This window comes from Luteimonas sp. 3794, from assembly GCF_031456825.1.
GTDB lineage: Bacteria > Pseudomonadota > Gammaproteobacteria > Xanthomonadales > Xanthomonadaceae > Luteimonas.
Genome location: NZ_JAVDVJ010000015.1, coordinates 26806 through 53171, shown reverse-complemented (window position 1 = coordinate 53171; position 26366 = coordinate 26806). Strand labels below are relative to the sequence as shown.

22 protein-coding genes are annotated in these 26366 nt (G+C 68.0%); 11 read left to right on the top strand and 11 right to left on the bottom strand.

Features of this window, described 5'->3' with window-relative positions:
• Positions 1-31: 31 nt before the first annotated feature.
• The 4 genes from J2X52_RS15685 to J2X52_RS15670 all read left to right on the top strand — a co-directional run bounded on the left by J2X52_RS15685 (position 32) and on the right by J2X52_RS15670 (position 5446).
• Positions 32-901, top strand: coding sequence for a transporter associated domain-containing protein (locus J2X52_RS15685; RefSeq protein ID WP_310155456.1), 870 nt, complete (start codon positions 32-34; stop codon positions 899-901).
• Positions 888-2105: a DUF4105 domain-containing protein gene (locus J2X52_RS15680; protein ID WP_310155453.1), complete on the top strand. Its 1218-nt coding sequence runs from the start codon at positions 888-890 to the stop codon at positions 2103-2105. Before J2X52_RS15685 ends, J2X52_RS15680 begins: the two co-directional genes overlap by 14 nt.
• Positions 2106-2262: 157 nt before the next feature.
• Entirely contained in the window at positions 2263-4302 is a 2040-nt protein-coding gene (locus tag J2X52_RS15675) for a glycoside hydrolase family 97 protein (RefSeq protein ID WP_310155450.1), read from the top strand.
• A gap of 118 nt (positions 4303-4420) precedes the next feature.
• On the top strand, positions 4421-5446 hold the full coding sequence (locus J2X52_RS15670; RefSeq protein ID WP_310155448.1) for a magnesium and cobalt transport protein CorA: 1026 nt from the start codon (positions 4421-4423) through the stop codon (positions 5444-5446).
• A 16-nt stretch (positions 5447-5462) separates the two neighbouring features.
• Here the strand turns inward: J2X52_RS15670 and J2X52_RS15665 are convergent, their stop codons facing one another.
• The 6 genes from J2X52_RS15665 to J2X52_RS15640 form a co-directional block, all read right to left on the bottom strand.
• Complete coding sequence (locus J2X52_RS15665) at positions 5463-6098, bottom strand: exopolysaccharide biosynthesis protein (RefSeq protein ID WP_310155445.1); 636 nt, start codon at positions 6096-6098, stop codon at positions 5463-5465.
• Positions 6095-7135 carry an ArsA family ATPase gene (locus J2X52_RS15660; protein ID WP_310155442.1) on the bottom strand — a complete coding sequence of 347 codons (1041 nt, stop codon included), beginning with the start codon at positions 7133-7135 and terminating at the stop codon, positions 6095-6097. Before J2X52_RS15660 ends, J2X52_RS15665 begins: the two co-directional genes overlap by 4 nt.
• Positions 7126-7407 (bottom strand): cory-CC-star protein, encoded by a 282-nt coding sequence (locus J2X52_RS15655; RefSeq protein ID WP_310155439.1) that lies wholly within the window; start codon positions 7405-7407, stop codon positions 7126-7128. The genes J2X52_RS15660 and J2X52_RS15655 overlap by 10 nt, the downstream gene beginning before the upstream one ends.
• Positions 7404-9074, bottom strand: coding sequence for a carbon starvation protein A (locus J2X52_RS15650; protein WP_310155437.1), 1671 nt, complete (start codon positions 9072-9074; stop codon positions 7404-7406). The genes J2X52_RS15655 and J2X52_RS15650 overlap by 4 nt, the downstream gene beginning before the upstream one ends.
• A gap of 431 nt (positions 9075-9505) precedes the next feature.
• Positions 9506-10762, bottom strand: coding sequence for a DUF819 family protein (locus tag J2X52_RS15645; RefSeq protein ID WP_310155434.1), 1257 nt, complete (start codon positions 10760-10762; stop codon positions 9506-9508).
• 76 nt (positions 10763-10838) lie between these two features.
• Positions 10839-12944 (bottom strand): S9 family peptidase, encoded by a 2106-nt coding sequence (locus tag J2X52_RS15640; RefSeq protein WP_310155431.1) that lies wholly within the window; start codon positions 12942-12944, stop codon positions 10839-10841.
• A gap of 188 nt (positions 12945-13132) precedes the next feature.
• Here J2X52_RS15640 and J2X52_RS15635 point away from each other — a divergent pair, with 188 nt between their 5' ends.
• Positions 13133-14869: an oligopeptide:H+ symporter gene (locus J2X52_RS15635; RefSeq protein WP_310155428.1), complete on the top strand. Its 1737-nt coding sequence runs from the start codon at positions 13133-13135 to the stop codon at positions 14867-14869.
• Positions 14870-14968: 99 nt separating this feature from the next.
• Here the strand turns inward: J2X52_RS15635 and J2X52_RS15630 are convergent, their stop codons facing one another.
• A complete protein-coding gene (locus tag J2X52_RS15630; RefSeq protein ID WP_310155425.1) occupies positions 14969-15499 on the bottom strand; it encodes a single-stranded DNA-binding protein in 531 nt (176 codons plus the stop codon).
• A gap of 172 nt (positions 15500-15671) precedes the next feature.
• Between J2X52_RS15630 and J2X52_RS15625 the strand changes: the two genes are divergently transcribed.
• Entirely contained in the window at positions 15672-16670 is a 999-nt protein-coding gene (locus J2X52_RS15625) for a polyprenyl synthetase family protein (protein ID WP_310155422.1), read from the top strand.
• Complete coding sequence (locus J2X52_RS15620) at positions 16670-16915, top strand: helix-hairpin-helix domain-containing protein (protein WP_310155420.1); 246 nt, start codon at positions 16670-16672, stop codon at positions 16913-16915. The genes J2X52_RS15625 and J2X52_RS15620 overlap by 1 nt, the downstream gene beginning before the upstream one ends.
• A gap of 336 nt (positions 16916-17251) precedes the next feature.
• Here J2X52_RS15620 and murD read toward each other — a convergent pair whose 3' ends face one another.
• From murD to J2X52_RS15605, 3 genes are read right to left on the bottom strand one after another with little or no spacing between them, the layout of a single operon-like run.
• The gene (murD, locus tag J2X52_RS15615; protein ID WP_310155417.1) at positions 17252-18691 is read right to left on the bottom strand and encodes a UDP-N-acetylmuramoyl-L-alanine--D-glutamate ligase; all 1440 of its coding nucleotides are present in this window, start codon (positions 18689-18691) and stop codon (positions 17252-17254) included.
• The gene (murL, locus tag J2X52_RS15610) at positions 18672-20060 is read right to left on the bottom strand and encodes a UDP-N-acetyl-alpha-D-muramoyl-L-alanyl-L-glutamate epimerase (protein WP_310155415.1); all 1389 of its coding nucleotides are present in this window, start codon (positions 20058-20060) and stop codon (positions 18672-18674) included. The genes murD and murL overlap by 20 nt, the downstream gene beginning before the upstream one ends.
• Complete coding sequence (locus J2X52_RS15605; protein WP_310155412.1) at positions 20057-22648, bottom strand: bifunctional aspartate kinase/diaminopimelate decarboxylase; 2592 nt, start codon at positions 22646-22648, stop codon at positions 20057-20059. Before J2X52_RS15605 ends, murL begins: the two co-directional genes overlap by 4 nt.
• A 113-nt stretch (positions 22649-22761) precedes the next feature.
• Here J2X52_RS15605 and J2X52_RS15600 point away from each other — a divergent pair, with 113 nt between their 5' ends.
• Both J2X52_RS15600 and J2X52_RS15595 read left to right on the top strand, forming a co-directional pair.
• The gene (locus J2X52_RS15600) at positions 22762-23631 is read left to right on the top strand and encodes a PhzF family phenazine biosynthesis protein (protein WP_310155409.1); all 870 of its coding nucleotides are present in this window, start codon (positions 22762-22764) and stop codon (positions 23629-23631) included.
• A 39-nt stretch (positions 23632-23670) separates the two neighbouring features.
• Positions 23671-24549 carry a PhzF family phenazine biosynthesis protein gene (locus J2X52_RS15595; RefSeq protein ID WP_310155406.1) on the top strand — a complete coding sequence of 293 codons (879 nt, stop codon included), beginning with the start codon at positions 23671-23673 and terminating at the stop codon, positions 24547-24549.
• A 192-nt stretch (positions 24550-24741) separates the two neighbouring features.
• Here the strand turns inward: J2X52_RS15595 and J2X52_RS15590 are convergent, their stop codons facing one another.
• On the bottom strand, positions 24742-25176 hold the full coding sequence (locus J2X52_RS15590; protein WP_310155403.1) for an OsmC family protein: 435 nt from the start codon (positions 25174-25176) through the stop codon (positions 24742-24744).
• 115 nt (positions 25177-25291) lie between these two features.
• Between J2X52_RS15590 and J2X52_RS15585 the strand changes: the two genes are divergently transcribed.
• Both J2X52_RS15585 and J2X52_RS15580 read left to right on the top strand, forming a co-directional pair.
• The gene (locus J2X52_RS15585) at positions 25292-25702 is read left to right on the top strand and encodes a DUF2784 domain-containing protein (protein ID WP_310155402.1); all 411 of its coding nucleotides are present in this window, start codon (positions 25292-25294) and stop codon (positions 25700-25702) included.
• Positions 25703-25835: 133 nt separating this feature from the next.
• Positions 25836-26240 carry an HU family DNA-binding protein gene (locus tag J2X52_RS15580; protein WP_159678313.1) on the top strand — a complete coding sequence of 135 codons (405 nt, stop codon included), beginning with the start codon at positions 25836-25838 and terminating at the stop codon, positions 26238-26240.
• The last annotated feature ends 126 nt before the right edge of the window (positions 26241-26366 follow it).

The window sequence follows — 26366 nt, the reverse complement described above, 5'->3', positions numbered from 1 at the left end:
TTCCGGGCGATTTGTGAACCAGCACCACGCCATGTCCGAGGACGACAGTCGACCTTCCACCGCTTCCGAACCCCCGGAGCGCCGCCGCGGCTGGCTCGAGCGCCTGAGCTCCGCGATTTCAGGTGAACCGAGCAACCGCGAAGACCTCGTTGAACTGCTTCGCGACACCCATGCAGACGGCCTGATCGATGCCGACACGTTGCGCATGTTCGAAGGTGCGCTCGGCATTTCCAGCAAGACCGTGGGCGATGTAATGGTGCCGCGCGCGCAGATGGTCGCGCTGTCCGCCGACGCCCCGTTTCTCGACCTGATGAAGCAGGTCGTCGAGTCCGGGCATTCGCGCTTTCCGATCCACGGCGACGACAAGGACGAGATCCTCGGCATCCTGCTGGCCAAGGACCTGTTGCGCGGCGTGGTCGCCGACAACGGCCCCGGCTCGATCCACGAACTGCTGCGTCCGGCGGTGCTGATCCCCGAGTCGAAGAAGCTCAATGTGCTGCTGCGCGAGTTCCGGCTGTCGCGCAACCACATGGCGATCGTCATCGACGAATACGGCGGTGTCGCCGGCTTGGTGACGATCGAGGACGTGCTCGAGGAAATCGTCGGCGAGATCGACGACGAGCATGACGATGCCGAGGATCCGAACGCGCTGATCGCCGCCCAGGCCGACGGCCAGTTCGCGGTCAGCGCGCTGACGCCGATCTCCGATTTCAACGAACGCTTCGGCTCCGATTTCGACGACGCCGAGTACGACACCATCGGCGGCGTGATCACCGATGCGATTGGACACCTGCCCGAGGTCGGCGAAGAACTCACGCTGGGCCGCTTCGCCTTCCGTGTCACCGACGCCGACTCGCGACGCCTGCATGCCCTGCACGTCAGCGTGCATGCCGAAGCCTGATCGGCTCTGCACGCCGCCGCGCGTGTTCGCGCGTGCGCTGGCCCTGCTGCTGTGCCTGACGCTGTGGCCGCTGCTCGCGGCCGCGCAGGACAGCGGGGTGCCACGCATCGGCGTCGCGACGATGCAGCCCGGCGACGTGTTCTTCGAACGCTTCGGTCATAACGCGCTGGTCGTCGACGATCCCGCCGAGCCGGAGCCGATGTCCTACAACTTCGGCTTCTTCGATCCCAGCGAGCCGGACTTCGTACCACGTTTCATCCGCGGCGACATGCGCTACATGCTCGCCGCACTGCCGCTGGCCGAGGACCTCGCCTATTACCGCGACGTGGGCCGCGGCGTGTCGGTCCAGTGGCTGGATCTCGATCCGGCGCAGGCGCGCGCGCTCGCCGCAGCACTGGCCGAGAACGCGAAGCCCGAGAACGCGCACTACCGCTACGACTACTTCACCGACAACTGCTCCACGCGCGTGCGCGACGCAATCGACACCGCGCTCGGCGGCGCGCTGCGCAACCAACTGCAGGGCCGCTCGCGCGGCAACACCTATCGCGGTGATGCGGTGCGGCTGGCCTCGCCGGCGCTGTGGATGTGGCTGGGCTTCGACATCGGCTTGGGGCCGTCCGCCGATCGACCCAACGCCCTGTGGGAAGACGCGTTTGTGCCGATGCGCCTGGCGGATGCACTGCGCAGCGCGCGCAATGTCGATGGGCGTCCGCTCGTCTCGGGGGAACAGATCATCGTGCCGCACACCCAGGCGCCGGAGCCCGCCGAACGCGCGCGTCTGCTGTGGCCCTGGCTGGTGGCTGGCCTGACGCTGGGCGCGGCGATCCTGGTCGCCGGCCGATCCGCGCCGCGTGCATTGGCCGCGATTGCATTGCCGTTCTGGACGGTGAGCGCCCTGCTCGGCGGCGTGATGCTGTTCCTGTGGCTGGGCACGGAGCACGGCTTCGCCTGGCGCAACCACAATTTGCTGCTGTTCAATCCGCTGTGTGTGCTGCTGCTGCCCGGCGGCTGGCGCATCGCGCGCGGTCGCGCGCCCGGCACACTGTTCGGCTGGGTGCTCTGGACGATTCTGCTGTCCGGCATCGTCGCGCTGTTCCTGCACTGGCTGCCGGTGCTGCCGCAGCGCAACGCGGCCTGGTTGTCGCTGCTGATGCCGGTGCATGTGGGGCTGTGGTTCGCGTTCCGCAGGCGGCAAGCGTTGTAGGAGCGCGCTTGCGCGCGAAAGGGTCTTTCCCGTAGAGCGCCATCGCGCGCAAGCGCGCTCCTACACGCTGCATACGTATGCAGACGAACCGCGCGGAATGCGCGTGCAAGAATCCAGACGAACGCACGATCGATCGCGCCTGGGAGGGTGCCGCACGATGTCGAACCGTCTTGCCGGATTGCTGGCCGCGCTGCTGCCACTCGCCACCCTCGCCGTCTCCGCTGCCGAACCGCGCGCGAGCGCGCGTGCCGCGTCTCCGGATGCGCGCATCACCGTCGAGGTCACGACCGACAACGAGGGCCGCGCCAGCTACGCGGTCAGTCGCGATGGCCGTCCGGTAATCGCGCCGTCGCGACTGGGCCTGATGTTCACCGACACCGCCAAGTTCGAACGCAACCTGGCGATCGTCGAGCAGGCGACGCGCACGCAAGACGAACGCTGGGAGCAGCCCTGGGGCGAGCGCCGGCAGATGCGCGACCACCACAACGAGTTGCGCGTCACGCTGGCAGAAACCGCCGGTCCGAAGCGCCGTTTCGACGTGGTCTTCCGGGTGTTCGACGATGGCGTCGGCTTCCGCTACGACGTGCCGAAGCAGCCCGGGCTCGATCGCCTGTCGATCGCCGAGGAACTGACCGAGTTCGAGATCGCCGACGCTGCGACCGCGTGGTGGATCCCCGCATTCGAATGGAACCGCGAGGAGTACATCTACCACCGCACGCCGGTCGAGGAAGTCGGCCAGGCGCAGACGCCGATCACCCTGCGCACCGCCGACGGCTTGCACCTGTCGATCCACGAGGCCGCGCTGGTCGACTATTCGGGCATGAATCTCGCCCGCGTCGATGGCCGCCGCTTCCGCGCCGCGCTGACGCCCGGCATCGGCTCAGCGAAGGTCGACGTGGCCGCGCCGTTCGCCACGCCCTGGCGCACGATCCAGATCAGTGACCGCGCCGGCGGACTGGTGGAATCGGGCCTGATCCTCAACCTCAACGCCCCCAATGCGCTGGGCGATGTGTCGTGGGTAAGGCCGATGAAGTACGTCGGCATCTGGTGGGAAATGCACCTCGACCGCAAGACCTGGGCATCCGGCCCCAAGCACGGCGCGACGACCGCGCATGCGATCCGCCACATCGATTTCGCGGCGGCGAACGGCATCGGCGGCGTGCTGGTCGAAGGCTGGAACGTCGGCTGGGACGGCGACTGGTTCGGCAACGGCGAAACCTTCAGCTTCACCCGGCCCTACCCCGACTTCGACATCGAAGCAGTGAAACGGCATGCACGCGACCAAGGCGTGACCCTGATCGGCCACCACGAAACCTCGGGCCACGCCGCGCACTACGAAGCCCAGCTCGACGACGCGATGGCGCTGTACGGGCGTCTCGGCGTGCAGGCGGTCAAGACCGGCTATGTCGCCGACGCGGGCCAGGCCAAGGTGCGCGGCGACGATGGCGCGCTGCACTACGCCTGGCATGAGGGCCAGTCCATGGTGCGGCATCACCAGCGCGTCGTGGAGGCCGCGGCGCAACACCGCATCAGCGTCAATCCGCACGAACCGGTCAAGGACACCGGCCTGCGCCGCACGTATCCCAACCTCGTCACCCGCGAAGGCGCACGCGGCATGGAATACAACGCCTGGGGCCAGCCGGGGAATCCCCCGGAACACGAGGCGACGCTGGTCTACACGCGCCTGCTCGCCGGGCCGATGGACTTCACCCCCGGCATCTTCGGCATGGACACCAAGTCCGGTGCGCCGATGGCGACGACGCTGGCCAAGCAACTGGCGCTGTACGTCGTGATCTACAGCCCCTTGCAGATGGCAGCCGACCTGCTCGAGCACTACGAATCCCGTCCCGAGGCGTTCCAGTTCGTCCGCGACGTGCCGGTGGACTGGGAAGACACGCGCGCGCTCGATGGCGCGGTCGGCGAATACGCGGTGATCGCACGCCGCGAGCGCGGGGGCGACGACTGGTACCTGGGCGCGGTGACCGACGACACGGCGCGAACCGTTGCGCTGCCGTTGGACTTCCTCGAACCCGGCCGCCGCTATACCGCGCAGATCTACCGCGACGGGGACGGTGCGGGCTGGCGGACGGATCCGCATGCGATCGCAATCGAGTCGCGTGAAGTCGGCGCAGGCGACACGCTGTCGATCAAGATGGCATCGGGCGGCGGCCAGGCGGTGCGGTTCCTCGCGCGTTGACCTGTAGGAGCGCGCTTGCGCGCGATGGGGCGTTCTCCGGGAAAAGCCCATCGCGCGCGAGCGCGCTCCTACACAAACAAGCCTTGTCCGAATGTGTGCACTGGCGGACGATGGCGCGATGCAGACCACGTCCGATCCCACCACCGCTGCGGCTTCCACTGCCGCCAATCCATCCTGCGTCGTCAATTGTGCGGTGTACGGATCGGACGGTCAGAAGCGCAACATCCTGCTCGACGACATCAGCGACGTGCTCGCGATCGACGACGGCAGCTTCGTCTGGATCGGCCTGTACGAGCCGGGCGACACCGTCCTGGCGCAGCTACAGGCCGAATTCGGCCTGCACGATCTGGCGATCGAGGATGCGGGCAAGGCGCACCAGCGGCCGAAGATCGAGGCTTACGGCGACTCGCTGTTCATCGTCGCCAATACCGCGCAGGCGATCGACGAGCGCATCGCCTATGGCGAGACGCACATCTTCCTCGGCGCGCGCTACCTGGTGACCGTGCGCCACGGCGCATCGCTGTCGTACGCACCTGCACGCCAGCGCATCGAGCGCGAACCCGAGCTGATGGCGATGGGTGCACCGGCGGCGCTGTACGCGGTGCTGGACGCGATCGTCGACAACTACCTGCCGATCGTCGACGACTTCAAGGCGACGCTCAACGCACTCGAAAAAGACATTATCAGCGAGCAGTTTCATCGCGGCATCGTGATCCGGCTCTACCAGCTCAAGCGCGAACTGACCTACATGCGCGTCGCGGTGACGCCGCTGCAGGACGTGCTGTCGCAACTGGTGCGCAGCAGCAGCCCGCTGATTCCGGCCGAGGCCAAGCTCTACATTCGCGACGTACTCGACCACTCGGTGCGCATCAACGAGACCATCGACGCGATCCGCGACATCCTGGGCACGGCGCTCGGCGTCAACCAGGCACTGGTGACGCTGACCCAGGGCGAGATCGTCAAGAAACTCGGCGCCTGGGCCGCGCTGCTGGCCGCGCCGACGCTGATCACCAGCTGGTACGGCATGAATTTTCACGACATGCCCGAGCTCGACGACCGTTATGCGTACCCGCTGCTGATCGGCGGCGTGGGCGTGGTGATGGTCGTGCTCTACCGTATGTTCAAGAAGGCGCGCTGGCTGTAGCTGCGCGCGTAGCGGCTTATGCGGGCCAGAAGCGCATGAAGAGCTCGCGGATCGCCAGACCACCGCCACCGATCAGGACGGCGAAATAGGCCATCGTCAGCACGTTGGCAACATGGCCCAGCAGCACCATCAGACCGTCGCGCTGCAGCAGGCCGATCGCCAGGCACATCAGGGCGACACCGGGAATCGTGTTGCTGAAGGGAATGAACCCGAATGGCGCCATCAGCAGCACCGCGCCGAGCACCAGCGCGCTGTCGTTGACCAGCCCCATCGCGCGACCGTCGGTCAGGCGCGACAGGCGTCCGGGCTTCGTGATGCGCTCCAGCCGACGGACCCACGCCAACCCGGTATCCAGCGCGCCGCGCAGGCGCCCTGCCGGCACCGTGCGACGACGCACCGCGCCGGGCAGCCACAGCGCGCGGCCGGCCATGCGGGCGAAACCGATCAGCAGGATCACCGCGCCGAACACCGTGCTGACGCCCGGAATCGACACCGGAATCAGGAATACGAGGGTCAGCAGAATCACCAGCAGCAGCATGCCCTGCGTGCCGAGCTCGTCGACCAGCGGCCCGACTTGCACGTCGCCATCGGGCAGCCGCGCGATCAATGCAAGCAGTTGCTCGCGCAGCAAAGTCCTGGGCGGCGGCGTCACTCTGAAACCGTATCGGAAGCCGCGCGCGCCGCCTGCCGGTCCACGTCCGGGGCAAGCAGGCGACCGAAGGCATCGAGCGCCTCCATGCCGACTACATCAGACGCCAGCAATGGCACTTCCTGTAGCGGCAACGACGGCAGAGCCTCGCGCAGCGCCAGCAGATGCGCCGCTTCCTGCCGGTGGCGAGTGGCGAGAAATGGCCCGGCGTCGTCGGGCGAGCGCTTGTTGACCACCAGCCCGGCGACATCGATGCCGGCGCGCGCGAGCTGCGCATGCAGTTCGATGGTTTCCAGCACTGGCAGACGCTCGGCAGCCAGCACGATGAAGAACGCCGTGCACTGCGCGTCGGCGAGCACGTTGCGCAGATGTTCGAAACGGTGGCGGCGGCGGTGCAGCAGGCTGCGGATCGCCTGATCGCGGTCCGCCGGCGTGGCCGACGGCGTCTCGCCGCCCAGCGCACGCCCGCCGATGCCATCGTCCCGGCCGAGACTGCGCAGGGCGGCGCCGAAGCGCTCGCTTTTTGTCTGTCGCTGCAGCAGGCCCTCGGTCCAGGCACTCAGCATTTCCGGCAACGCCATCAGGCGCGCGGTATGCCCTGACGGCGCGGTATCGAAGACCAGGAGGTCGTAGCTGTGCAGGCCGTCGTGGACCAGCTCGGCGATGCGCTCCAGCAGCGCCGCTTCGTGCATGCCGGGCGCGTCCTGCGACAGGGCCAGATGCCGGCCGACTTCGCCCGCCAGATGTGCCGGCATCAGCCGGCGCAGCGCATCGCCGACCTGCTGTAGATGCGCGGCGACGGTCGCGTCGGGGTCGATCTCGATCGCGTCCAGCCGCTCGGCCAAGCGCCTCGGTTCGGGCCCAACCTCGCATTGCCACAGATGACCCAGGTTGTGCGCCGGATCAGTCGAGACCAGCAGCACCCGGCGGCCCGCACGCGCCTGCGTCAGTGCGAGCGCCGAGGCCACGGAGGTCTTGCCTACCCCACCCTTGCCGCCCACGAACACCACGCGCCGCGCCGCGGTGGTGGTCAGCAGCATGAAATATGGTCCAGCGGCGAACGCTCCAGGCCCATCCGGCGATGCCAGTCGTGGAAGCGCTCGTACATCGCCGGCATCAGTTCGAGCGTGTAATAACCGACCGGATTGGGCACACCGAGCGACTCGGAAAACACCATCAGCATGAAGAGATCTTCCTCGTCACGCTGCGCGCGGGCGAAGGTGCGCCGGTAAGGCGTCATGTAGAACTCGCGCAGACCCGCCGAAAGGCGGGCCAGCGCGGTGGGCGCCGTAGGTGCGCCCGGGTCGGTCATCGCGTCTCGGCCAGATCGCGGCCTTCTCGGCCCTGACGCATCGCAACAGCGGCCTCGAAGGCCACCCACACCGCCGCGATCAGGATCACGATGTCCATGGCCAGCAGCAGCCACTTGCCGTCGTTGTAGAACGTGCCCAGCTGCACGACCAGGGCGTAGACCGACATGATCATCAGGAACACCATCGGGATGCCGGTCAGCCAGGGATTACGGCCCTTGCGGATCAGGATGACGGTGATGATCGCCAGGGTCAGCGCCGCGAGCAGCTGGTTGGTGGTGCCGAACAGCGGCCAGATCACCATGCCGCCCGCGCCGCCGCTGCCGGCGCCGAACGCGAGCGCCAGACACACGGCGAGGGCGATCACGGTGCCCAGGATCGTGCCGACCTTGAAGCCCGCCAGCTCGGCCGCTTCCTGCACGACATAGCGCTGCAGGCGCAGGCCGGTGTCCATCGTGGTGGCGGCGAACAGGATCGCCATCGTCGCCAGCAGCGTGGAGCCGAGGTTCTCCGGCAGACCCAGGCCTGCGGTGATCAGCGCTTCGCCGCCGTTGACGAAGGCGGTGACGTTGCCGCCACCGAAGCTGCTGTAGACCGTCTGCCAGTCCACCAGGGTCGCAAAACCCGCGGTGCAGCAGATGATCGCCGCCAGCGACAGCATGCCCTCGCCCACCGCGCCGAAGTAGCCGACGAAGCGCGCGTCGGTTTCCTTGTCGAGCTGCTTGGAGGTGGTACCGGAGGCGACCATGCCGTGGAAGCCCGAGATCGCGCCGCAGGCGATGGTGACGAACAGCAGCGGGACGATGCTCGGCGTACCCGCGGGCACGGCCGTGTTGAAGGCTGGCGCGACGATGGTCGGCGAGGCGATCAGCACCGCGGCATAGAGGATGCCCAGACCGATGAACAGCTGCAGGCCGTTGATGTAGTCGCGCGGCTGCAGCAGCACCCAGACCGGCAGCAGCGAGGCGATGCCGGCGTAGGTGAACAGCAGCACGATCCAGGTGGAATTGGCATTCATGCCCAGCACCGTCTCGGGCAGCACGATCGGGTACATGCTGCCGAGCCAGATCAGCGAATAGAGCACCACGACGCCGATGATCGACGGCCACAGCAGGCCCATCTTGAAGCGGTAGATCGCCTGGCCGATGATCAGTGCGACCACGATCGCGCCCCAGACCGGGATCACCGAGGTCGGCGTGGACACCAGCAGGTTGGAGATCACCACCGCAAACGCGGCGTTGACCATCAGCAGCAACAGGAAGATCACGACGAGGAACAGGTTGCGTCCGCGGCGGCCGATGTAGCTGCCGCTGAGCATGCCCATCGACTGGCCCTTGTTGCGGACACTGGCCCACAGGGCGCCGAAGTCGTGCATGCCGGCGAAGAACACCGTGCCGAACACCACCCAGAGGAAGGCGGGCCCCCAGCCCCAGATGACCGCGATCGCCGGACCGACGATCGGCGCCGCGCCGGCCACCGAGGTGAAGTGGTGGCCCCACAGCACGAATTTGTTGGTCGGCACGTAGTCCACGCCGTCGCGCAGCGTATGGGCCGGCGTGGGGAAGTCGGCCTCGAGCCGGAAGATCTTCTCGGCGATGAACTTCGAATAGAAGAAATAACCCAGCGCCATGATCGTCAGACCGACGACAAGCAGAATGATCGCATTCATCTGTCACACCTCCCCTGCACTGCGCGGTGGAAGACCGCCATCGGGGAAGGATCGCCGCTGGGACGCGGCGAGGGAACCCCTGAATCGACGATAAGTTCGCCGGCTACGACTAAAGTCTGAGCTGCGCCGCGCTTCATGCCGGAATGCGCACATGCACGTAAGGACGCGACGAGGTTGCGCCGCGCGCGACGACTGGTCCGCCGAGGCGGGCACGCATGACGGGCATCGTTATTGCCGCGCGGAGAGACTAAGCGGCTCGCCCCCGGGAGATGGCACGCCCGTGCAAGACCGACGCCCGGATGCAATGCGGAGGTCAGATTAACTGCCGTTGTTCAGACCTTCCCTAACGAGCTCCTCGGGCGCCAACCGTGCGCGCCGCTGAGACCGGATCCGAGGCGGCGCACGGAGTGGCGGCAGCGGGCGCCGTGTCCTTACTGGCCCGCCATCAGCCGCAGGATCTGCCCGACGAAATACGCGACCACCGTGCCGGTCGCATAGCCGACCGTGCCCAGCAGTACGCCGACCGGGGCCAGCGAAGGATGGAAGGCGGCGGCGATCACCGGCGCCGAGGCCGCGGCACCCACGTTGCCCATCGAGCCGACACCGACATAGAACATCGGCGCGCGCACCAGGCGCGCCGCGCCCCAGATCACCAGCACGTGCACGCTCATCCAGATCACGCCGATGGCGAGCAGCTCGGGCCGGTCGGCCAGCTTCATGAAGTCCATCTGCATGCCGATGCAGGCGATCAGGAAGTACAGGAACACGGTGCCGATCTTCGATGCCCCGGCGCTCTCGAGCCGGCGCGCGCGGGTGAAGCTGAGCAGAAGCCCCGCCAGGGTCGAGGTGAGCACCACCCAGACGAATGCCGAATCGAGACTGAAACGCGCCGCCCAGTCGTAGCGTGCGAACCACGCGGCCAGCGGATTGGAGATCGCATGTGCCAGCCCGACCAGGCCGAACGCCACCGCGACGATCACCATCAGGTCGGTCAGCGTCGGGATGCGGGCGTTCTGCGCATCGAAGGCCGCGATCCGCGCCTTCATCTCGTCGATGGCGCGGGTATCGGCGCCCGAGCGCGCGTCGATCTGCGCCGAGCGGTTGGCGATGAACAGCAGCGTCGCCATCAGCGCACTGGCCATCGCCACGTCGACGACGGCGAACTGTCCGAACAGGGTCGCGTCCACCTCGTACACCTCGCGCATCGCGACCATGTTGGCGCCGCCGCCGATCCAGCTGCCGGCCAGCGCCGCCATGCCTTTCCAGGTATCGCCGGCAACCGCGGCCGGCCACACCCACTCCAGCAGCTGGAACGACACGATCGCGCCGAGCACGATGCCGAGGGTGCCGGCGACGTACACGAAGACCAGCTTCGGCCCCAGCCTGATGATGCCTTTGAGGTCGATCGACAGCGTCAGCAGCACCAGCGCCGCCGGCAGCAGGACGCGGCTTGCGATCGGGTTGTAGAGGCTGTTGGTTTCGCCATCGATCAGGCCGACGGTGTTGTAGAACGCCGGCACGAAATAGCACAGCAGCAGCGCCGGCACCCAGGCGAAGAACTTCTTCCAGAACGGCGTCGGGCCGCTGGCCAGCCAGAAGATCACCCCGAGGGTCGCGGCCAGCAGGCCGAACAGGACGATGTCGCTGGTGATCAGCGCGGCGGACGGGACGGGGGATTCGATCGCCATCGTGGCGGTCTCCGGTTGGAATATCGGGATGCAACGCAGAACGGCCGGCTTGCGCCGGCCGTTCGCTCAGTGCCGCTTACTCGCCGATGTGCTGCTTGAGCCAGGCGTTGACCGTGTCGTGCCACAGCACGCTGTTGTGCGGCTGCAAGACCCAGTGGTTCTCGTCGGGAAAGTACAACAGCTTCGACTCGACACCCTTGCGCTGCAGCGCGGTGAACGACGACAGGCTCTGGTCGACAGGCACGCGGAAGTCGTTCTGCCCGGCAACCACCAGCGTGGGGGTGACCCACTTCTCGATATGGCGGGCCGGATTGAACTTCTCGTAGGCACGCGGATTGGCCGCCACGGTGCCGCCGAACTCCCATTCGGTGAACCAGAGTTCCTCGGTCACCAGGCCCATCGAGCGGGTATCGAACACACCGTTGTGATTGACCAGGCACTTGAAGGGCGCGTTGCCGCGGCGGTCGAACCAGTTGCCGGCAAGCCAGTTGACCATGTAGCCGCCGTAGCTTGCGCCCAGCGCGCAGGCGCGGTCGCCGTCGAGGAACGCGTACTGCTGCTGCGCGGCCGCCCAGCCTTTTTGCAGATCCTCGAGCGGCTTGCCGCCCCAGTCGCCGCTGATGGCATCGGTGAAGGCCTGGCCGTAGCCGGTCGAGCCATGGAAATCGATCATCACCACCGCATAGCCCTGCCCCGCATACGTCTGCGGATTCCAGCGGTAGCTCCAGCCGTTGCCGAAGCTGCCCTGCGGACCGCCGTGGATCAGGAACGCGACCGGATAGGTCTGGCCTTCCTGGTAGTTCCAGGGCTTGACCACGTAGCCGTAGACGGTCTCGTTGCCGGCGCCCTTGAACGAGAACTGCTCGTAATCACCGAACGCGACATCGGGCAGACGCTCGGCCGCCGTCGGGGTGATCTGGCGCAGGTTCTGCGCATCGCCCAGCAACTGCAGAGAACCGGTGTAGAGCGTGTCGCCGCTCTGGATCGAATTGCGGGTCAGCGCGACGGTGTCGCCTGCAATGGCGAACGAGGAGATGGAACCGTCGGCGATGAGCTTCGTCACGTCACCGCTGGCGACATCGACGCGGAACAGCGGGTATTCGCCGGTGTCCTGCGCGGCGACGTAGAGCGCGCTGCCGTCAGCGGAAGGCGTCACGCTGCTCGGCGAACGGTCCCACTGCGGCGCGATCTCGCGCGTCTGGCCGCTGGCGACATCCATCGCCATCAATGCGTAGCGGTCGGCCTCGAAGCCGGGACGCTTCATTGCGCGGTAGAACAGCGTTGCGCCGTCTCCGCTGAAGACCGGGCCGGCATCCCAGGCGGGATTCGCGGCGGTCAGGTTGACCGGCGCCGCCTCGCCTGCCGCATCGATGCGGTAGAGATCGAAGTTGGTCGACCACGGTGCCTCGCGCCCGGCGACCTTGACGCTGGCGACGACCGAGCGGCCATCCGGCGCCCAGGTGTAGTCCTCGGCGCCGCCAAAGGGCTTGGACGGGATATCGCCTTCCAATTCATGGCCCAGCGCGCGCACGGTGGTGACCGCGCGCGCGCGCGCCGCCGGAAGGTCGGCAACGAACAGGCGGCTCATCGTGCCGTCCCGCCAGGTGTCCCAGTGGCGCACGAACAACTGGTCATACACCACACCGCTGGCCTTGACGTCCTTGGTTTCAGCAAGCTTCCGCTTCGTGCACGCGAGATCCGCGGCGCAGTCGCCAAAGGTGTCAGCGCTGAACGCCACGCGCGCGCCATCGGGCGAGACCTGATAACTGCCGATGTCGACCGCGACGTCGGTCAGCTGCCGCGGCGTACCGCCGACCAGCGGCATCGAGAAGAGCTGCGCGCTGCCGTTCTTGCTGCTGAGGAAGTAGACGGTCTGGCCATCGGCCGACAGCGATGGCGAGTTCACGTTCCAGCCCGCGGGCGTCAGTCGCTTGGGCGGCGCCAGGTCGCGGGTCAGCAGGTTGCGCGTGTACAGCGCGGTCTCGGCCTTGCCCGAATCGAAGTCCAGCGTGCGCTGGGCGAACACCAGCATGCGACCGTCGGCGGTCAACAGCGGCGCGGACACGCGGTCCATCTGGACCAGATCACGAACATCGAGTCCGCGCGCGGCCTCACGTTCCTGGGCAACGGCCGGCAACGCGGCAAGCAGGCACAACGGCAACAGCGCGAGGCGCAGGGACATGGCAGGGCTCCGTACAAAGAGCCCGGATGGTAGGCCGGCGCCGCAATGCGGGTAAAGCGGCGCCGGCGTCGCGGCGGGCGGCCCATAGCGTCATGTGCGTCCGGGCTGTGGCCAGGTGGAACGCGCGGCGCTACGTTTGGCCGCTGCCGCCGTATCACCGCCCTATACTCGCGCCTTCGCCAGCCCGGATGACGGCATTGCGCGCTCCCTCCGCTTCCTCCGCCGCATCGCACGCGGATTTCCTGGGCCACCCAAAAGGCGTCTTCGTCTGCTTCTTCACCGAGATGTGGGAGCGCTTCTCGTTCTACGGGATGAAGGCGTTGCTGCTGCTCTACATCCTCAAGTACCACCTGTTCGGCGACGACGCGGGCTTCGATCTGCTCGGCGCCTATGGCGGACTGGTGTACGCGGTGCCGGTGATCGGCGGGCTGCTGGCCGACCGGTATCTGGGCATGCGCAAGGCGGTGGTGCTCGGCGGCGTGCTGCTGGTGCTCGGGCATCTGGGCATGGCCTACGAGGGCGAGCAAGCGCGGCTCGTCGATGGCGTCGTGGTACGCGACGAGGCCGCGCTCCAGGTGTTCTACCTGTCGCTGGCGCTGATCATCATGGGTGTCGGTTTCCTCAAACCCAACATCTCGACGATCGTCGGCAGGCTCTACGCGCCGGACGATCCGCGGCGCGATTCCGGCTTCACGCTGTTCTATGCCGGCATCAACGTCGGCGCGCTGTTCGCGAGTCTGGTCTGCGCGTTCCTGGGCGAGACCTACGGCTGGAAGTACGGATTCGGCGCGGCCGGCATCGGCATGATCGCCGGGCTGATCGTCTTCATCTGGGGCCAGAAGTATCTCCACGGCCTCGCCGAGCCCAACGATCCGGCGAAACTGCGCGAACGCGTCGGCCCGCTGTCGCGCGAGTGGTGGATCTACATCGGCAGCGTCGCCGGCGCGCTGTTGGTCTGGCAGCTGATCCAGCGCACCTGGACCGTGCACGGCGCGATGCACCTGATCGCCGCCGCGCTCGCGATCTGGTTCGTCTGGTTCCTCGTGCGCCACTGCACGCGCGTCGAGCGCCAGCAGATGCTCGCGCTGGTCGTGTTGATCGTCGGCGTGCTGATCTTCTTCACGCTTTACGAGCAGACCTACGGCTCCTGGGTCACGTTCACCGACCGCATGCTGACCAAGGACCTGTTCGGCCTGACGCCCGGCAACTACCAGCCCGGCATTCCGTGGGCGATGTTCGCGCTCGGCGTCAGTCCGATCCTGATGGTGACCGCGCTGCGCGCCAGCGACCGCGGCAATGGCGGGCTGGCCAAGACGGCCGTGATCGCGATGGTCGTCGGCCTGGCGATCGCGCTGGTCCACGATGTCGTGCTGGTGCCGCAGACCGCCGGCTCGCTGACGTTCCTGGGCGCGTTCTTCATCGTCGTGCTGGCGCCGATCTTCTCGTGGCTGTGGCCGTGGCTGGACCGCCGCGGGCTCAACCCCAGCAAGCCGGCCAAGATGGCGATCGGCCTGGTGTTCGCCGGCCTCGCCTTCGTGCCGCTGATGCTGGCCGCGCAATCAGCCGGCAGCGGCGTACTCGCCAGCGTGTGGTGGCTGGTGCTGGCGTATTTCCTGCTGGAACTGGGCGAGATGTGCCTGTCGCCGATCGGCCTGTCGGCGGTGACCCAGCTGTCGGTCGCGCGCGTGGTCGGCCTGATGATGGGCGCGTTCTGGCTGGCGACCGCGTACTCGGAAGTGCTGGCCGCGCAGTTCGGCAAGCTGACCTCGATGGAGGTGCTCAAGGGCGAGACCTTCGACATGGCGGTCGCGGCCACGCGTTACGGCGATCTGTTCCAGCTGATGCTGTGGATCGGCGTCGGCTCGGGCATCGCCTACTTCGTGCTGTCGCCGCTGGTGCGGCGCTGGATGCACGGGGTGCGCTGAGCCACGCACGCAGTGCTGTTCCCGACCTTGGAACCCTGACACGCAGAACCCCCGATCGCTCGGGGGTTCGTACAGTGCATCAGGCGAAGCGCCATCCGATCAGAACGGGATATCGTCGTCCGAGAAGTCGTCCATGGGCGCGGGACGCTGCTGCTGCGGGGCCGACTGGCGCGACGGCGCGGGGCCACGCTGCTGCGGGGCATCGCCGCCACCGCCGCCGGCCGAACGCTGCGGACGATTGCCGCGCTCGTAATTGCCACCGCCACCGCCTCCACCACCGCCTCCACCGCCGTCACCACGACCGCCGAGCATCTGCATCTCGTTGGCGACGATATCGGTCGTGTACTTCTCCACGCCGTCCTGGCCGGTGTACTTGTCGTAGCGGATCTCGCCTTCGACATAGCACTGGCTGCCCTTGCGCAGGTACTCGCCGGCGATCTCGCCGAGCTTGCCGAAGAACACCACGCGGTGCCATTCGGTGCGCTCCTGCTTGTTGCCGTCCTTGTCGTTGCGCACGCTGGTCGTGGCCAGGCTGATGCGGGTCACGGCCATGCCGCCCTGGGTGTACTTGGTGTCGGGGTCGTTGCCGAGATTGCCGACCAGGATGACTTTGTTGACGCCGCGGGCCATGGGAATTCCTTGGATTGCGCCGGCTTGCGGGCCGGCGTGATGGATTTCGACATCACAGTATAAAGCGCCCTGCCCCTGCCGTCCGGGCGGTCCGCATGCAGCGATGGGTGGCATCCGCACGCCGCCGTCGGGCGTTGCCTATAATTCCGGGTCTGCCTGTCCCGGATTCTGCATGAACAACGTCGCCCTCCCGGCCGCCCGCCTCGACCTGCCGGCGATCCAGGCCCTCGCCGCCGGTGACATGGCGGCCATCGACGCCTTGATCCGCGACCGGCTGGCCTCCGACGTGGTGCTGATCAACCAGGTTGCCGAACACATCGTCTCGGCGGGCGGCAAGCGCCTGCGGCCGATGTTGGTGATGCTGGCCGGCCGCGCAACCGGCACCATCGGCGCCGAGCACCACCAGCTGGCGGCGATCGTCGAGTTCATCCACACCTCGACCCTGCTGCACGACGACGTGGTCGACGAATCCGACCTGCGCCGCGGCCGCAGCACCGCGAATGCGATCTGGGGCAATGCGGCCAGCGTGCTGGTCGGCGATTTTCTGTACTCGCGCAGCTTCCAGCTGATGGTCGAACTCGACCGCATGCCGGTGATGCGCATCCTCGCCGACACCACCAACCGCATTGCCGAGGGCGAAGTGCTGCAACTGCTGCACGTGCGCAACCCGGACACCGACGAAGCCGCCTACCTCAACGTCATCGAGCGCAAGACCGCGGTGCTGTTCGCCGCCGGCACGAAGCTCGGCGCACTGGCCTCCGGCGCGGACGGCGCCACGCAGCAGGCGCTGTACGACTACGGCATGCAATTGGGTTACGCGTTCCAGATCGCCGACGACGTGCTCGACTACTCGGGCGACGCCGACGCGCTGGGCAAGAACCTCGGCGACGACCTCGCCGAAGGCAAAGCCACGCTGCCGCTGATCCACGCGATGGCGCAGGCGACGCCCGAGTTGCGCGCGCGGCTGCGCACGATCGTCGAAACCGGCGATACCGATGCGCTGCCCGAAGTGCTGGCCGCGATCGAGGCAGCCGGCAGTCTCGACTACAGCCGCGCCCGCGCGCTCGAATACGCCGAAGCAGCCGAACGCGCGCTTGCCGCACTCGGCGACAACGACGCCGTCGCCGCGCTACGGGGACTTGCGCGCTACGCAGTCGAGCGCGGGCACTGATGGCCTTCAGCCCCGACGCGCGGGCATTGCTCGCCGGCGCGAGAGGTGTCGGCCCGACCGTGATCTCAAGGCTCGAACAGATCGGCTATAGCACGCTTGCGCAGTTGTCGGAGGCCAGCGTTACCGACATCACGGCGCAGGTCGCCTCGATGCTCGGCACACCCTGCTGGCGCAACAGCCCGCAGGCGCGCGCCGCGATCTCGGCAGCGATCAACGTGGCGGTATCGCATCGCGACGTTGCTTAGGCCCGATCCACAGCTTCAACCATGCGCGGCCTACCCTCCGCCGATCGCCAGCGCAGCGACACTCAACGCCTTACACCAGTTTCGCCGCCCCCGCCGCGCGAGATTGACTGCTCAACGCCCCGGTAGACATCGCACCGATCATCCCGACGCCGCGTGACCAGGCGCGCCTGACAGGTCTCGCGACCCGCCACTGTTCGCCGCCGTTTTCTGTAGGAGCGCGCTTGCGCGCGAGTGGACTTCTGCAACGAACGCCATTTCGCGCGCAAGCGCGCTCCTACAGAAACCCGCACGGGGTGACCGGGGACGTCGCCACCGGGAGCGCGGCCGCGCGGGACCTCAAGCGATGCCGATGCCCGGAATTGCCGTGATCGCATCCGGATCGAAACCGCCCAGCACAGCGAAATGACGGCCTCGCGCGGTGTAGTCGCGGTAGGCGCCGAAACTCGGCGCGCCGGGCGACAGCAGCAGCACGCCCTCGCCATTCAGCGCCGTACGTGCCTGCGCAATCGCCGACTCCAGATCGTCGGCCGCCAACAGCTGGAAGCCGGCTTCGAGTGCGACAGGTACGAGCAGATCGAAGATGCGAGGACCGTTCTGTCCCATCGTCACGATCGCGTGCGGCGCACCGGTGCGCATCGCGTCTGCGAATGCTTGCCAGTCGAGACCGCGGTCGTGGCCGCCGACCAGCAATGCGACACGCCGGTCGCGATAAACGTCTAGCGCCGCCAGGCTCGCGTGCGGCGTCGTGCTGATCGAGTCGTTGACCCACAGCACGCCATCGCGCGTGCCGAGCGGCTGCAGGCGATGCGGCAACGGGACGAACCCGCCGGCGGCGGCGGCCAGCGGCGCGGCATCGATGCCCAGCGCCTCGATCGCGGTCAGCACGCCGCAGAGGTTGCCGCGGTTGTGCCGGCCCGGCAGCGGCAGACCCGACGTGTCCATGACCGCAGTGTCGCCGCGATGCAGGATGTCGCCGCGCAGGTGCCAGCCCTCGCGGGTGTTGAACCAGCGGATCTCGCTGCCCGGCAGCGCCAGCGCGGCCAGGCGCGGATCCCCGGCGTTGAGCACGGCGATGCGCGGGCGCGCACGGGTCAGAAGGCTCAGCTTGTCGTCGACGTACTGTGCCTCGCTGCCGTGCCAGTCGAGGTGCTCGGGAAAGATATTGGTGACGAGCGCGATCTCGGGCCGCACGCCGCTGGCCGCGACATCGCCGGTCTGGTAGCTCGACAGTTCGATCGCCCAGGCGTCCGCCTGCGCATCGAGCAGTTCCAGGAGCGGCAGGCCGATGTTGCCGGCCAGCGCGGTGCGCAGGCCGTGGGCGCGCAGCAGATGCGCGAGCAGCGCAGTGGTCGTGCTCTTGCCCTTGGTACCGGTGACGCAGACCGTGCCGGCCGCGACCTCGCCGGCAGCGGCCCGCTCGGCGAACCACAGCGCCGTGCCGCCGATGAAACGCGTGCCTTGCGTGGCCGAAACCATCGCCTCGGGTCGGTACGGGCTGATCCCCGGCGACTTGATGACCACGTCGAAGCGCGCCAGATGCTCGCTGCTGGCCACCGTTTCGATATCGAGTGACGGATCGCCCAAACCGAGCACGTCCGCCGTTTCGTCCTCCGCGCAAAACACGGTCAGAGGCACACCCACCGAATCCCGAATCCCGAATCCCGAATCCCGCGCGGCGCGCAGCGCCGCGTACGCTGCGCGCCCTTCGCGGCCCCAGCCCCATAGCGCGATGCGGCCGCCGTTGGCGGCGATCGCCTCAAGCTGCGAGATGCGCACGCAGGCGATCCCACAGCGCGTCGGGAATGCGGTGCGCGTCGTCTTCAACCGTTAGAAGCCCGGCAACATCCAGCTCACCCGCGTCGAGTTGCGGCGCGATCTCGCGGGCGAAACGCGCGACGATCGCGTCCTCGCGCCACTCCGGGCGCTTGGCCAGCGCCGCCATTGCAGCGCGCGACTCGCGGCCTTCGCCGACGCATTCGAACGGCTTGTGGTCCCGGTACTCGAGCAGGGCGTCGTAGCCCAGCACCTGCGACGCATCGTCGAGCAGGTTGCGGCCGAAGATCGCCACCAGACGCGGCTTGGGCATGAACGGCGCCAGCGCCAGGAACACGAAATGGCACTTCGGGCAGATGCCGCACCAGCGGTTCACCGGCCGCTCGCCCAGCAGATGGAAGTTGCGGTTGCAGCTGGAGAAGTGCGCGTCGTAGCGGTCGGTCTTCGCGAACTGGCGCGCGACCGCGAGTTCCGACAGCGGCCGCAGCAGCGAGTAGTACTGCAGATCCTTGGCCACGCGCGCCTGCACATGCTCGCCGAACGCGCGCTCGAACGCCCAGCCTTTCGACCACTGGTGGTTCACTTCGCCGGTGCCGGGGATGACGCTGCCGTAGCTGGCCGAGCGCTCGTTGGAGAACACCACCTGGTCCACGCCATGCAGCACAGCGGCCAGCACGAGGATCGCCGAATTGATCGCGGTGACCGGGATGTGCCCGTTCCACGCGCCCTGACGGTTGTACTCGAACAGTTCCGGCGCGATCTGGCGGCCGATGTTGAGCGTCGGCAGGCCGGTGCGCTCGGCGCAGACACGGATCAGCTGCGAGCCGCCGATCCAGCTGACGGTCTGCTCGATGCCCAGCCCGCGCAGTGCTTCGATCGACACCAGCGAATCCTTGCCCCCGCCGATGGCGACCAGCGCGTGTTCGCGCAACCCGAGCGCGGGCGCATTCGAGCCCCTCTCCCCCTGGGAGAGGGGTTGGGGTGAGGGCGGCTCGTGCGGAAAGCGGATCTTCCCGTGCAGATCCAGCCCGTTGCGATACGCGAACTCGCCGAGCCCGTACACGTACACGTCCTCGAGCAGCGCCGCGGTCTCCGCATCGATCGCGTAGCCATCGATGCGGATGTCCGTCGGCGCCGCGGCCTTGTAATAACTGACGCCGGCGATCAGATGCAGCAGGCGCAGTGCCTGCGTCGCCGCTTCGGCGCGCGCGGCATCCAGGACAAACGGCGCGCCCGGCACGGTGACGGTTTCGATCAGCTCGGGGCCGTCGTCGAAGGCGTAGCGCAGACGCGCGACGCCGGTCGCGGCGTCGAGGTCGCAATCGATGAAGCGGAAGCTGCGGACCGCATGGCGGTCGAAGACAACACTCATTCCAGAACATCCTGCTGCGGCAGCTGCCGCAGGTTGTAGGTATTGGCCATGACGAAGCCGTAGGCACCGGCGTCGGCGATCAGCACGGTGTCGCCTTCGCGGGTCGCGGCCGGCAGCCGGCGTCGCGTGCCGAAGACGTCGCTCGATTCGCAGATCGGGCCGACGATCTCGACCGTCGTCTCGTCCGCGTCGTCGAGGCGCGTCAGGTTGTGGATACCGTGCCAGGCGTCGTACAGCGCCGGCCGCATCAGGCTGTGCATGCCCGCGTCCACGCCGACGCGGCGCGTGCCCAGCTTGTCGACGACCTGGGTCACGGTCGTCAGCAGCACGCCGGCTTCGGCGACGAGGTAGCGGCCCGGCTCGATCGCCAGGCGATAGCGCGGGTACTCGGCCTTGATCGCCGCTAGGCCCGCGGCCCAGGCCGGGATGTCGAACGGCACGTCGTCGGGGCGATACGGAATCGGCAGACCGCCACCGATGTCGATCGTGTCGACGGTGCCGACCGAATCCGCAAAACCAGCCAGTTCCGCATACACCTCGCGCCAGTGCGCGACGGTCTCGATGCCGCTGCCCAGATGGGCGTGGATGCCGGTGATGCGCGCATCGACCTCTTCGGCCGCGATCAGGAACGCGTCGAACGCGCCGAGCGGCAGGCCGAACTTCGACGCCGCACCGCCGGTGACGACCTTGGCGTGGTGGCCGTCGCCGCGGCCCAGATCGAGACGCAGCCACAGGTCGCGGCCGCGGAAGACATCCGGCCAGTTGCGTAGCCCTTCGACGTTGTCGACGGTCACCGTGACGCCGCGCGCGTAGGCGGCCGCGTACTCGGCGCGCGGCGCGAAGCTCGGCGTGAACAGCACGCGCGCGGGGTCGAGATCCGGCAGCACCGCGAACACGTGTTCGAGCTCGCCCTGCGAGACGCACTCCAGCCCGAAGCCGGCATCGACCAGGGTGCGCAGGATCGCCGGATGCGGATTGGCCTTAATCGCGAAGAAGCGGCGGTCGATCGCATCCACTGTGGCCAGCGCGGCGGCGCGTTCGCGCACCGTGGGCAGGTGATAGACGTAGTGCGGCCGGCCGGGTTCGGCCAGTGCCAGCAGTGATTCACGCGCGCCCTGCCACCACTGCGGCGCGCGTTCGCGGCGACCATGGGCGATCTCGCGCCAGCTCGGGCCGAACACGGTGTCATCAAAGACCGGCATCGCGCCGCTGTCGATCAGCTCGGCATGCAGCACCGGCAGCAGACCGTCGGCGTCGGCCTCGTCGATGACGAAGGTCAGGTTGAGATCGTTCGACGACTGCGAGATCAGATGCACGCGCTCCTTGCCGAACGTGGCCCAGACATCCGACAGCTTGTGCAGCAGCGAGCGCATGCCGCGGCCGACCAGGGTGATCGCCGCGCACGGCGCGATGACCTTGACCCGGCAGATCTCGGCCAGATCGTCGCTGAGCCGCGCCAGCACATCGGTGCTGACGAGGTTCTCGCTGGGATCCAGCGACACGGTAACGTTGGTCTCCGACGAGCCGATCAGATCGACCGACAGGCCGTGGCGCTTGAAGCGCTCGAACACGTCGGCGAGAAAGCCGACCTGCTGCCACATGCCGATGCCTTCCATCGACACCAGCACGATGCCGTTGCGGCGGCTGATCGCCTTGACGCCCGGCACCGGCTCGGCACTCGCGTCGATCGCGGTGCCCGGCAGGTCCGGACGTTCGGTGTCGAGGATCGCCATCGGCACGCCAGCGTCGCGGCAGGGTTTGATTGAACGCGGATGCAGCACCTTGGCGCCGGTGGTCGCGATTTCCTGCGCTTCGGCGTAATCCAGCCGCGCAAGCAGGCGAGCATCGGGCACGTCGCGCGGGTTCGCGCTGAACATGCCGGGCACGTCGGTCCAGATCTCCACGCGGCGCGCGCCGAGCAGCGCACCGAAGTACGCCGCCGAGGTGTCCGAACCACCGCGTCCGAGGATCGCCGTGCCGCCGTCGCCATGGCGGGCGATGAAGCCCTGGGTCAGCAGCATCCGCGGCGCCTGCGCGGCGAACCGCGTGCGCCAGTCGGCCGCAGGCTCGCGCTGGCAGTTCACCGACAGGCGCGAGGCCCAGTCGCTCTGGTTCGGCAGCGCGACTGCGTCCAGCCAGTCGCGCGCATCGCACCAGCCGAAATCCAGGCCCTGCGCCGCGAGGTAGGCCGCGCCGATCGTCGAGGACAGCAGCTCGCCCTGCCCCAGCACCTCGGCCTGCCAGTCGAGCGTGCGCGTTGCCGCGCGTGCATCGATGGTCAGCGCCTGCAAGGCAGCGAGGCGCGCGCCGAGCACCGCATCGACATCCAGTTCGAGTTCGGCAACGAACGCGCGGTGCCGCTCGACCAGCGCGGCGACGCGCGCGGCCGAATCCGCCGCGCCATCTGCGATCGCGGTCAGCTCGTTGGTGACGCCCGACAGCGCCGACACCACCACCAGCACGCGCGCACCCTGCTCCTGCGCCCGGCGTTTCGCCAGCCGGCCGATGGTGTCCCAGCGGTGGCGACGCGACACCGAAGTGCCGCCGAACTTGAGCACGATCCAGCGATCGTCAGAGGGTGAGGACATCGAGGTGGGGTCTCGGATGGAGGACGAAAACAGGGGCGAAGACCGACATGCGGTGACAACGCGCGCGATGACAGGCGATTCTAAAGCAACCCCCAGCCACCCGAGAGACCCCGATGCAACGTCGTTACCTGCAGTTGGACGTGTTCGCCGACCGGCCCGGCGCCGGCAATCCGCTCGGCGTGGTGGTCGATGCCGACGGGCTCGACGGCGCGGCGATGCAGGCCATCGCGAACTGGACCAATCTGTCGGAAACCATCTTCCTGCTGCCGCCCGATGCCGACGCCGATTACCGCGTGCGCATCTTCACGCCGCGTCAGGAATTGCCGTTTGCCGGCCATCCCAGCGTCGGCGCGGCGTGGGCGGCGCTCGATCAAGGCCTTGCGACACCGCGCGCCGGGGCGCTTGTGCAGCAATGCGCGGCCGGTCTGCTGCCGGTGCGCATCGACAGTCGCGAGGGCCACACGCTGCCCAGCGTGCGCGCGCCGCGCGCGGTGCATCGCGCATCTCCGGACGGCATCGATGCGCAGCTCGACGCTGCGCTGCAGGCGCTCGGCGCGCTTGAGGCGCCGCATGCGCTGCTCGACAACGGTCCACGCTGGTGGTGCGTCGATCTCGGTACGTCCGCCGCCGTACGCGCGCTTGCGCCACCGCTGGCGGAGATCGCCGCGCTGTGCCTGGCCAGCGATGCCGTGGGCCTCGCGATCTGCGGGCGCAGCGACGCCGCCGACCACCAACTGGCCGTCCGCGCGTTCTGCCCGGCCGACGGCATTCCCGAGGACCCGGTGACCGGCAGCGCGAACGCCGCGATCGCCGCATGGCTGCATATGGACCGGGCCGAGGACGGCCGCGTGCTCCGCTATATCGCCAGCCAGGGTCGCGAGCTGGGCCGCGACGGACGCGTCGAGATCGAAATCGATCCGGCCGGCGAGGTATGGATCGGCGGCGCGGTGCAGGCGGTCATCCGCGGGACATTCGCGTGGTGAACGGGCCGCTACACTGTCGCGCCACGTGACGCCCCCGCCATGACTTCCCGCCGCTTCGTCCAGGTGGACGTATTCGCCGACCGGCCCGGTGCCGGCAATCCGCTGGCCGTGGTGCTCGATGCCGAAGGCCTCGACGACGCCGCGATGCAGGCCATCGCTCGCTGGACGCGCCTGCCCGAGACCACGTTCGTGTTCCCGGCCACGTCCGACGACGCCAGCTACGGCATCCGCATGTTCTCGCCGCGCCGTGAAGTGCCGTTCGCCGGCCACCCGAGCGTCGGCACCGCACACGTCGTGCTCGAAGCCGGGCTCGCCACACCGCGCGATGGCCTGCTGGTGCAGGACGGCATCGCCGGCAAGCTGCCGCTGGAAGTCGTGGGCGACGGCGAAACCCGCACGATCGCTGTGCGCACGCCGCGTGCGTCGGTCATTGAGACCGCATCGGCGGAGGATCCGCGTCTGCGTGACGTCCTCGCCGCGATGCCACTCGGTGACCTGCCGCCCGTGCTGATGGACGGCGGCCGCCGCTGGTGGCTGGCCGAGCTGGCGAGCGAAGCCGAGCTGCGCGCAGCGATACCGGACTGGGCTGCGATCGGCGCGCTGGCCGAGGCCACCGGCAGCATGGGCCTGTGCGCATTCGCGCGTTCCGACGATCCGGTGCATCACCTCGCGGTGCGCGCCTTCGTCGGGTCGACCGGACACTTCGAGGACGCCGCCTCCGGCGCCGCGAACGCGACCCTGGCTGCATGGTTGGCCGATCGCGATGCCCTGCCCGGCAGCGATGGCCGCTACCGCATCAGCCAGGGCCGCGAAGTCGGCCACGACGCGATCATCGAACTGCACGTCGACGGCAACGGCGATGTCTGGTCCGGTGGTCGTGTGCAGACCGTCGTGCGCGGGACGATCGACTGGCGCTGAGCGGCCCACTGTAGGAGCGCGCTTGCGCGCGATTGCGTTTGCCCAATGAGATCGGAATCGCGCGCAAGCGCGCTCCTACAAACATCCGCTGTGATCGACGCGCCCGCGCCTGCGCATGCGTGGCCTGCACGCCCGACACCGCAGACACGAAAACGCCGCGCCGGTTGCCCGACGCGGCGGCGTGTGCCGCACTCAGCCTTCGAGTTCGGCGTCCAGCGACAGCGGCACAGCCGAGAGCGCCTTCGACACCGGGCAGTTCTGCTTGGCGTCGTCGGCGATCTCACGGAACTTCGCCGCATCGATGCCCGGCACCTTGGCGCGGGTCTTCAGACGGATCGCACTGATCTGCGGCCCGCCGTCCATCGACAGGTCGACGTCGGCGCGCGTGTCCAACGATTCGGGCGGAAAGCCCGCTTCCGTGAGCTTGGCCGACAGCGCCATCGTGAAGCAGCCCGCATGCGCGGCGGCGATCAGCTCCTCGGGGTTTGTGCCTTTCTCGTCGCCGAATCGGCTGCTGAACGCATAGCGCGTATCCGACATCAGGCCGCTCTGCGGCGTCGACAACGTGCCCTTGCCGGACTTCAGATCACCGGACCAGTGGGCGGTGGCGTGACGGGCGATACCCATGTGCTTGCTCCTCGAGAGTTGGACCACGCACCCTAGACCCCTACCCGTTACGCGCGCGTCCCTGTGATGCGACGCAACACCTGCACGTCTACGGCGGATGCACGATGATCCGGCCATGACACTTTCACCTGCCCTCGCCGCCGCGCTTGCCGATGCCGTGCTCGTCGTCCATGTCGGCATCGCGGTCTTCGTCGTCGCCATGACACTCGCCCTGCTCGTCGGCGGTCCGCGCGGCTGGCAGTGGGTGCGGCGCCGGTGGTTGCGCTGGCTGCATGTCGCGCTGGTCGTGGTGATCGCATTGCAGGCCTGGCTCGGTCGCCTGTGCCCGCTGACGATCTGGGAACAGTGGCTGCGCACGCGCGCAGGACAGCAGGTCTACACCGAATCCTTCGTCGCCCACTGGCTGTCGCGGGTGCTGTTTTTCGAGGCGCCCTGGTGGAGTTTCGTCGCCGCCTACAGTGTGCTCGCACTGGTGGTCGCGGGCGCCTGGGTGCTCTGGCCGCCACGCCGTCGCAGCGCGCGATAGGACCGGGAAACGCAAAAGCCCTGTTTTTTTGCGGTTTCCTATTGGCGCACGTGCCACGATGCCCTACATTCCGCTAGCCGGCTCGCTCGGCCCGGACAACTCAATCACTACTCGACGAGGGAACCACACGCTCATGGCAACGAAGAAGGCCCCCACCAAGAAAGCCCCGGCCAAGAAGGCTGCTGCGCCGAAGAAGGCCGCCGCCGCTAAGCCGGCAGCACCGAAGCCGATCAAGGAAGCCCTGAGCAAGTCGGGCCTGGTCGCGCACATCGCCGAATCCACCGGCGTCGTGGCGAAGGACGTGCGCGCGGTGTTCGCAGCGCTCGAAGGCGCCGTGCACGGCTCGATCAGCAAGAAGGGCGCGGGTTCGTTCACGCTTCCCGGCCTGCTGAAGATCACGTCGGTCAGCGTGCCGGCCAAGCCGAAGCGCAAGGGCATCAACCCCTTCACCAAGGAAGAGCAGTGGTTCGCCGCCAAGCCCGCCTCGGTCAAGGTCAAGGTGCGCCCGCTCAAGAAGCTCAAGGACGCCGCCGCCTGATCCAGGGCGCTACGTGTCTTTCGATCGGGACGGCCTTGGCCGTCCCGATTTCGTTTGGGGGTGTGCGGGACTGCGGCTGTCGTGTCGAGAGATTCGTTCGTCTACCTCGAACACGCCCGGCGATCC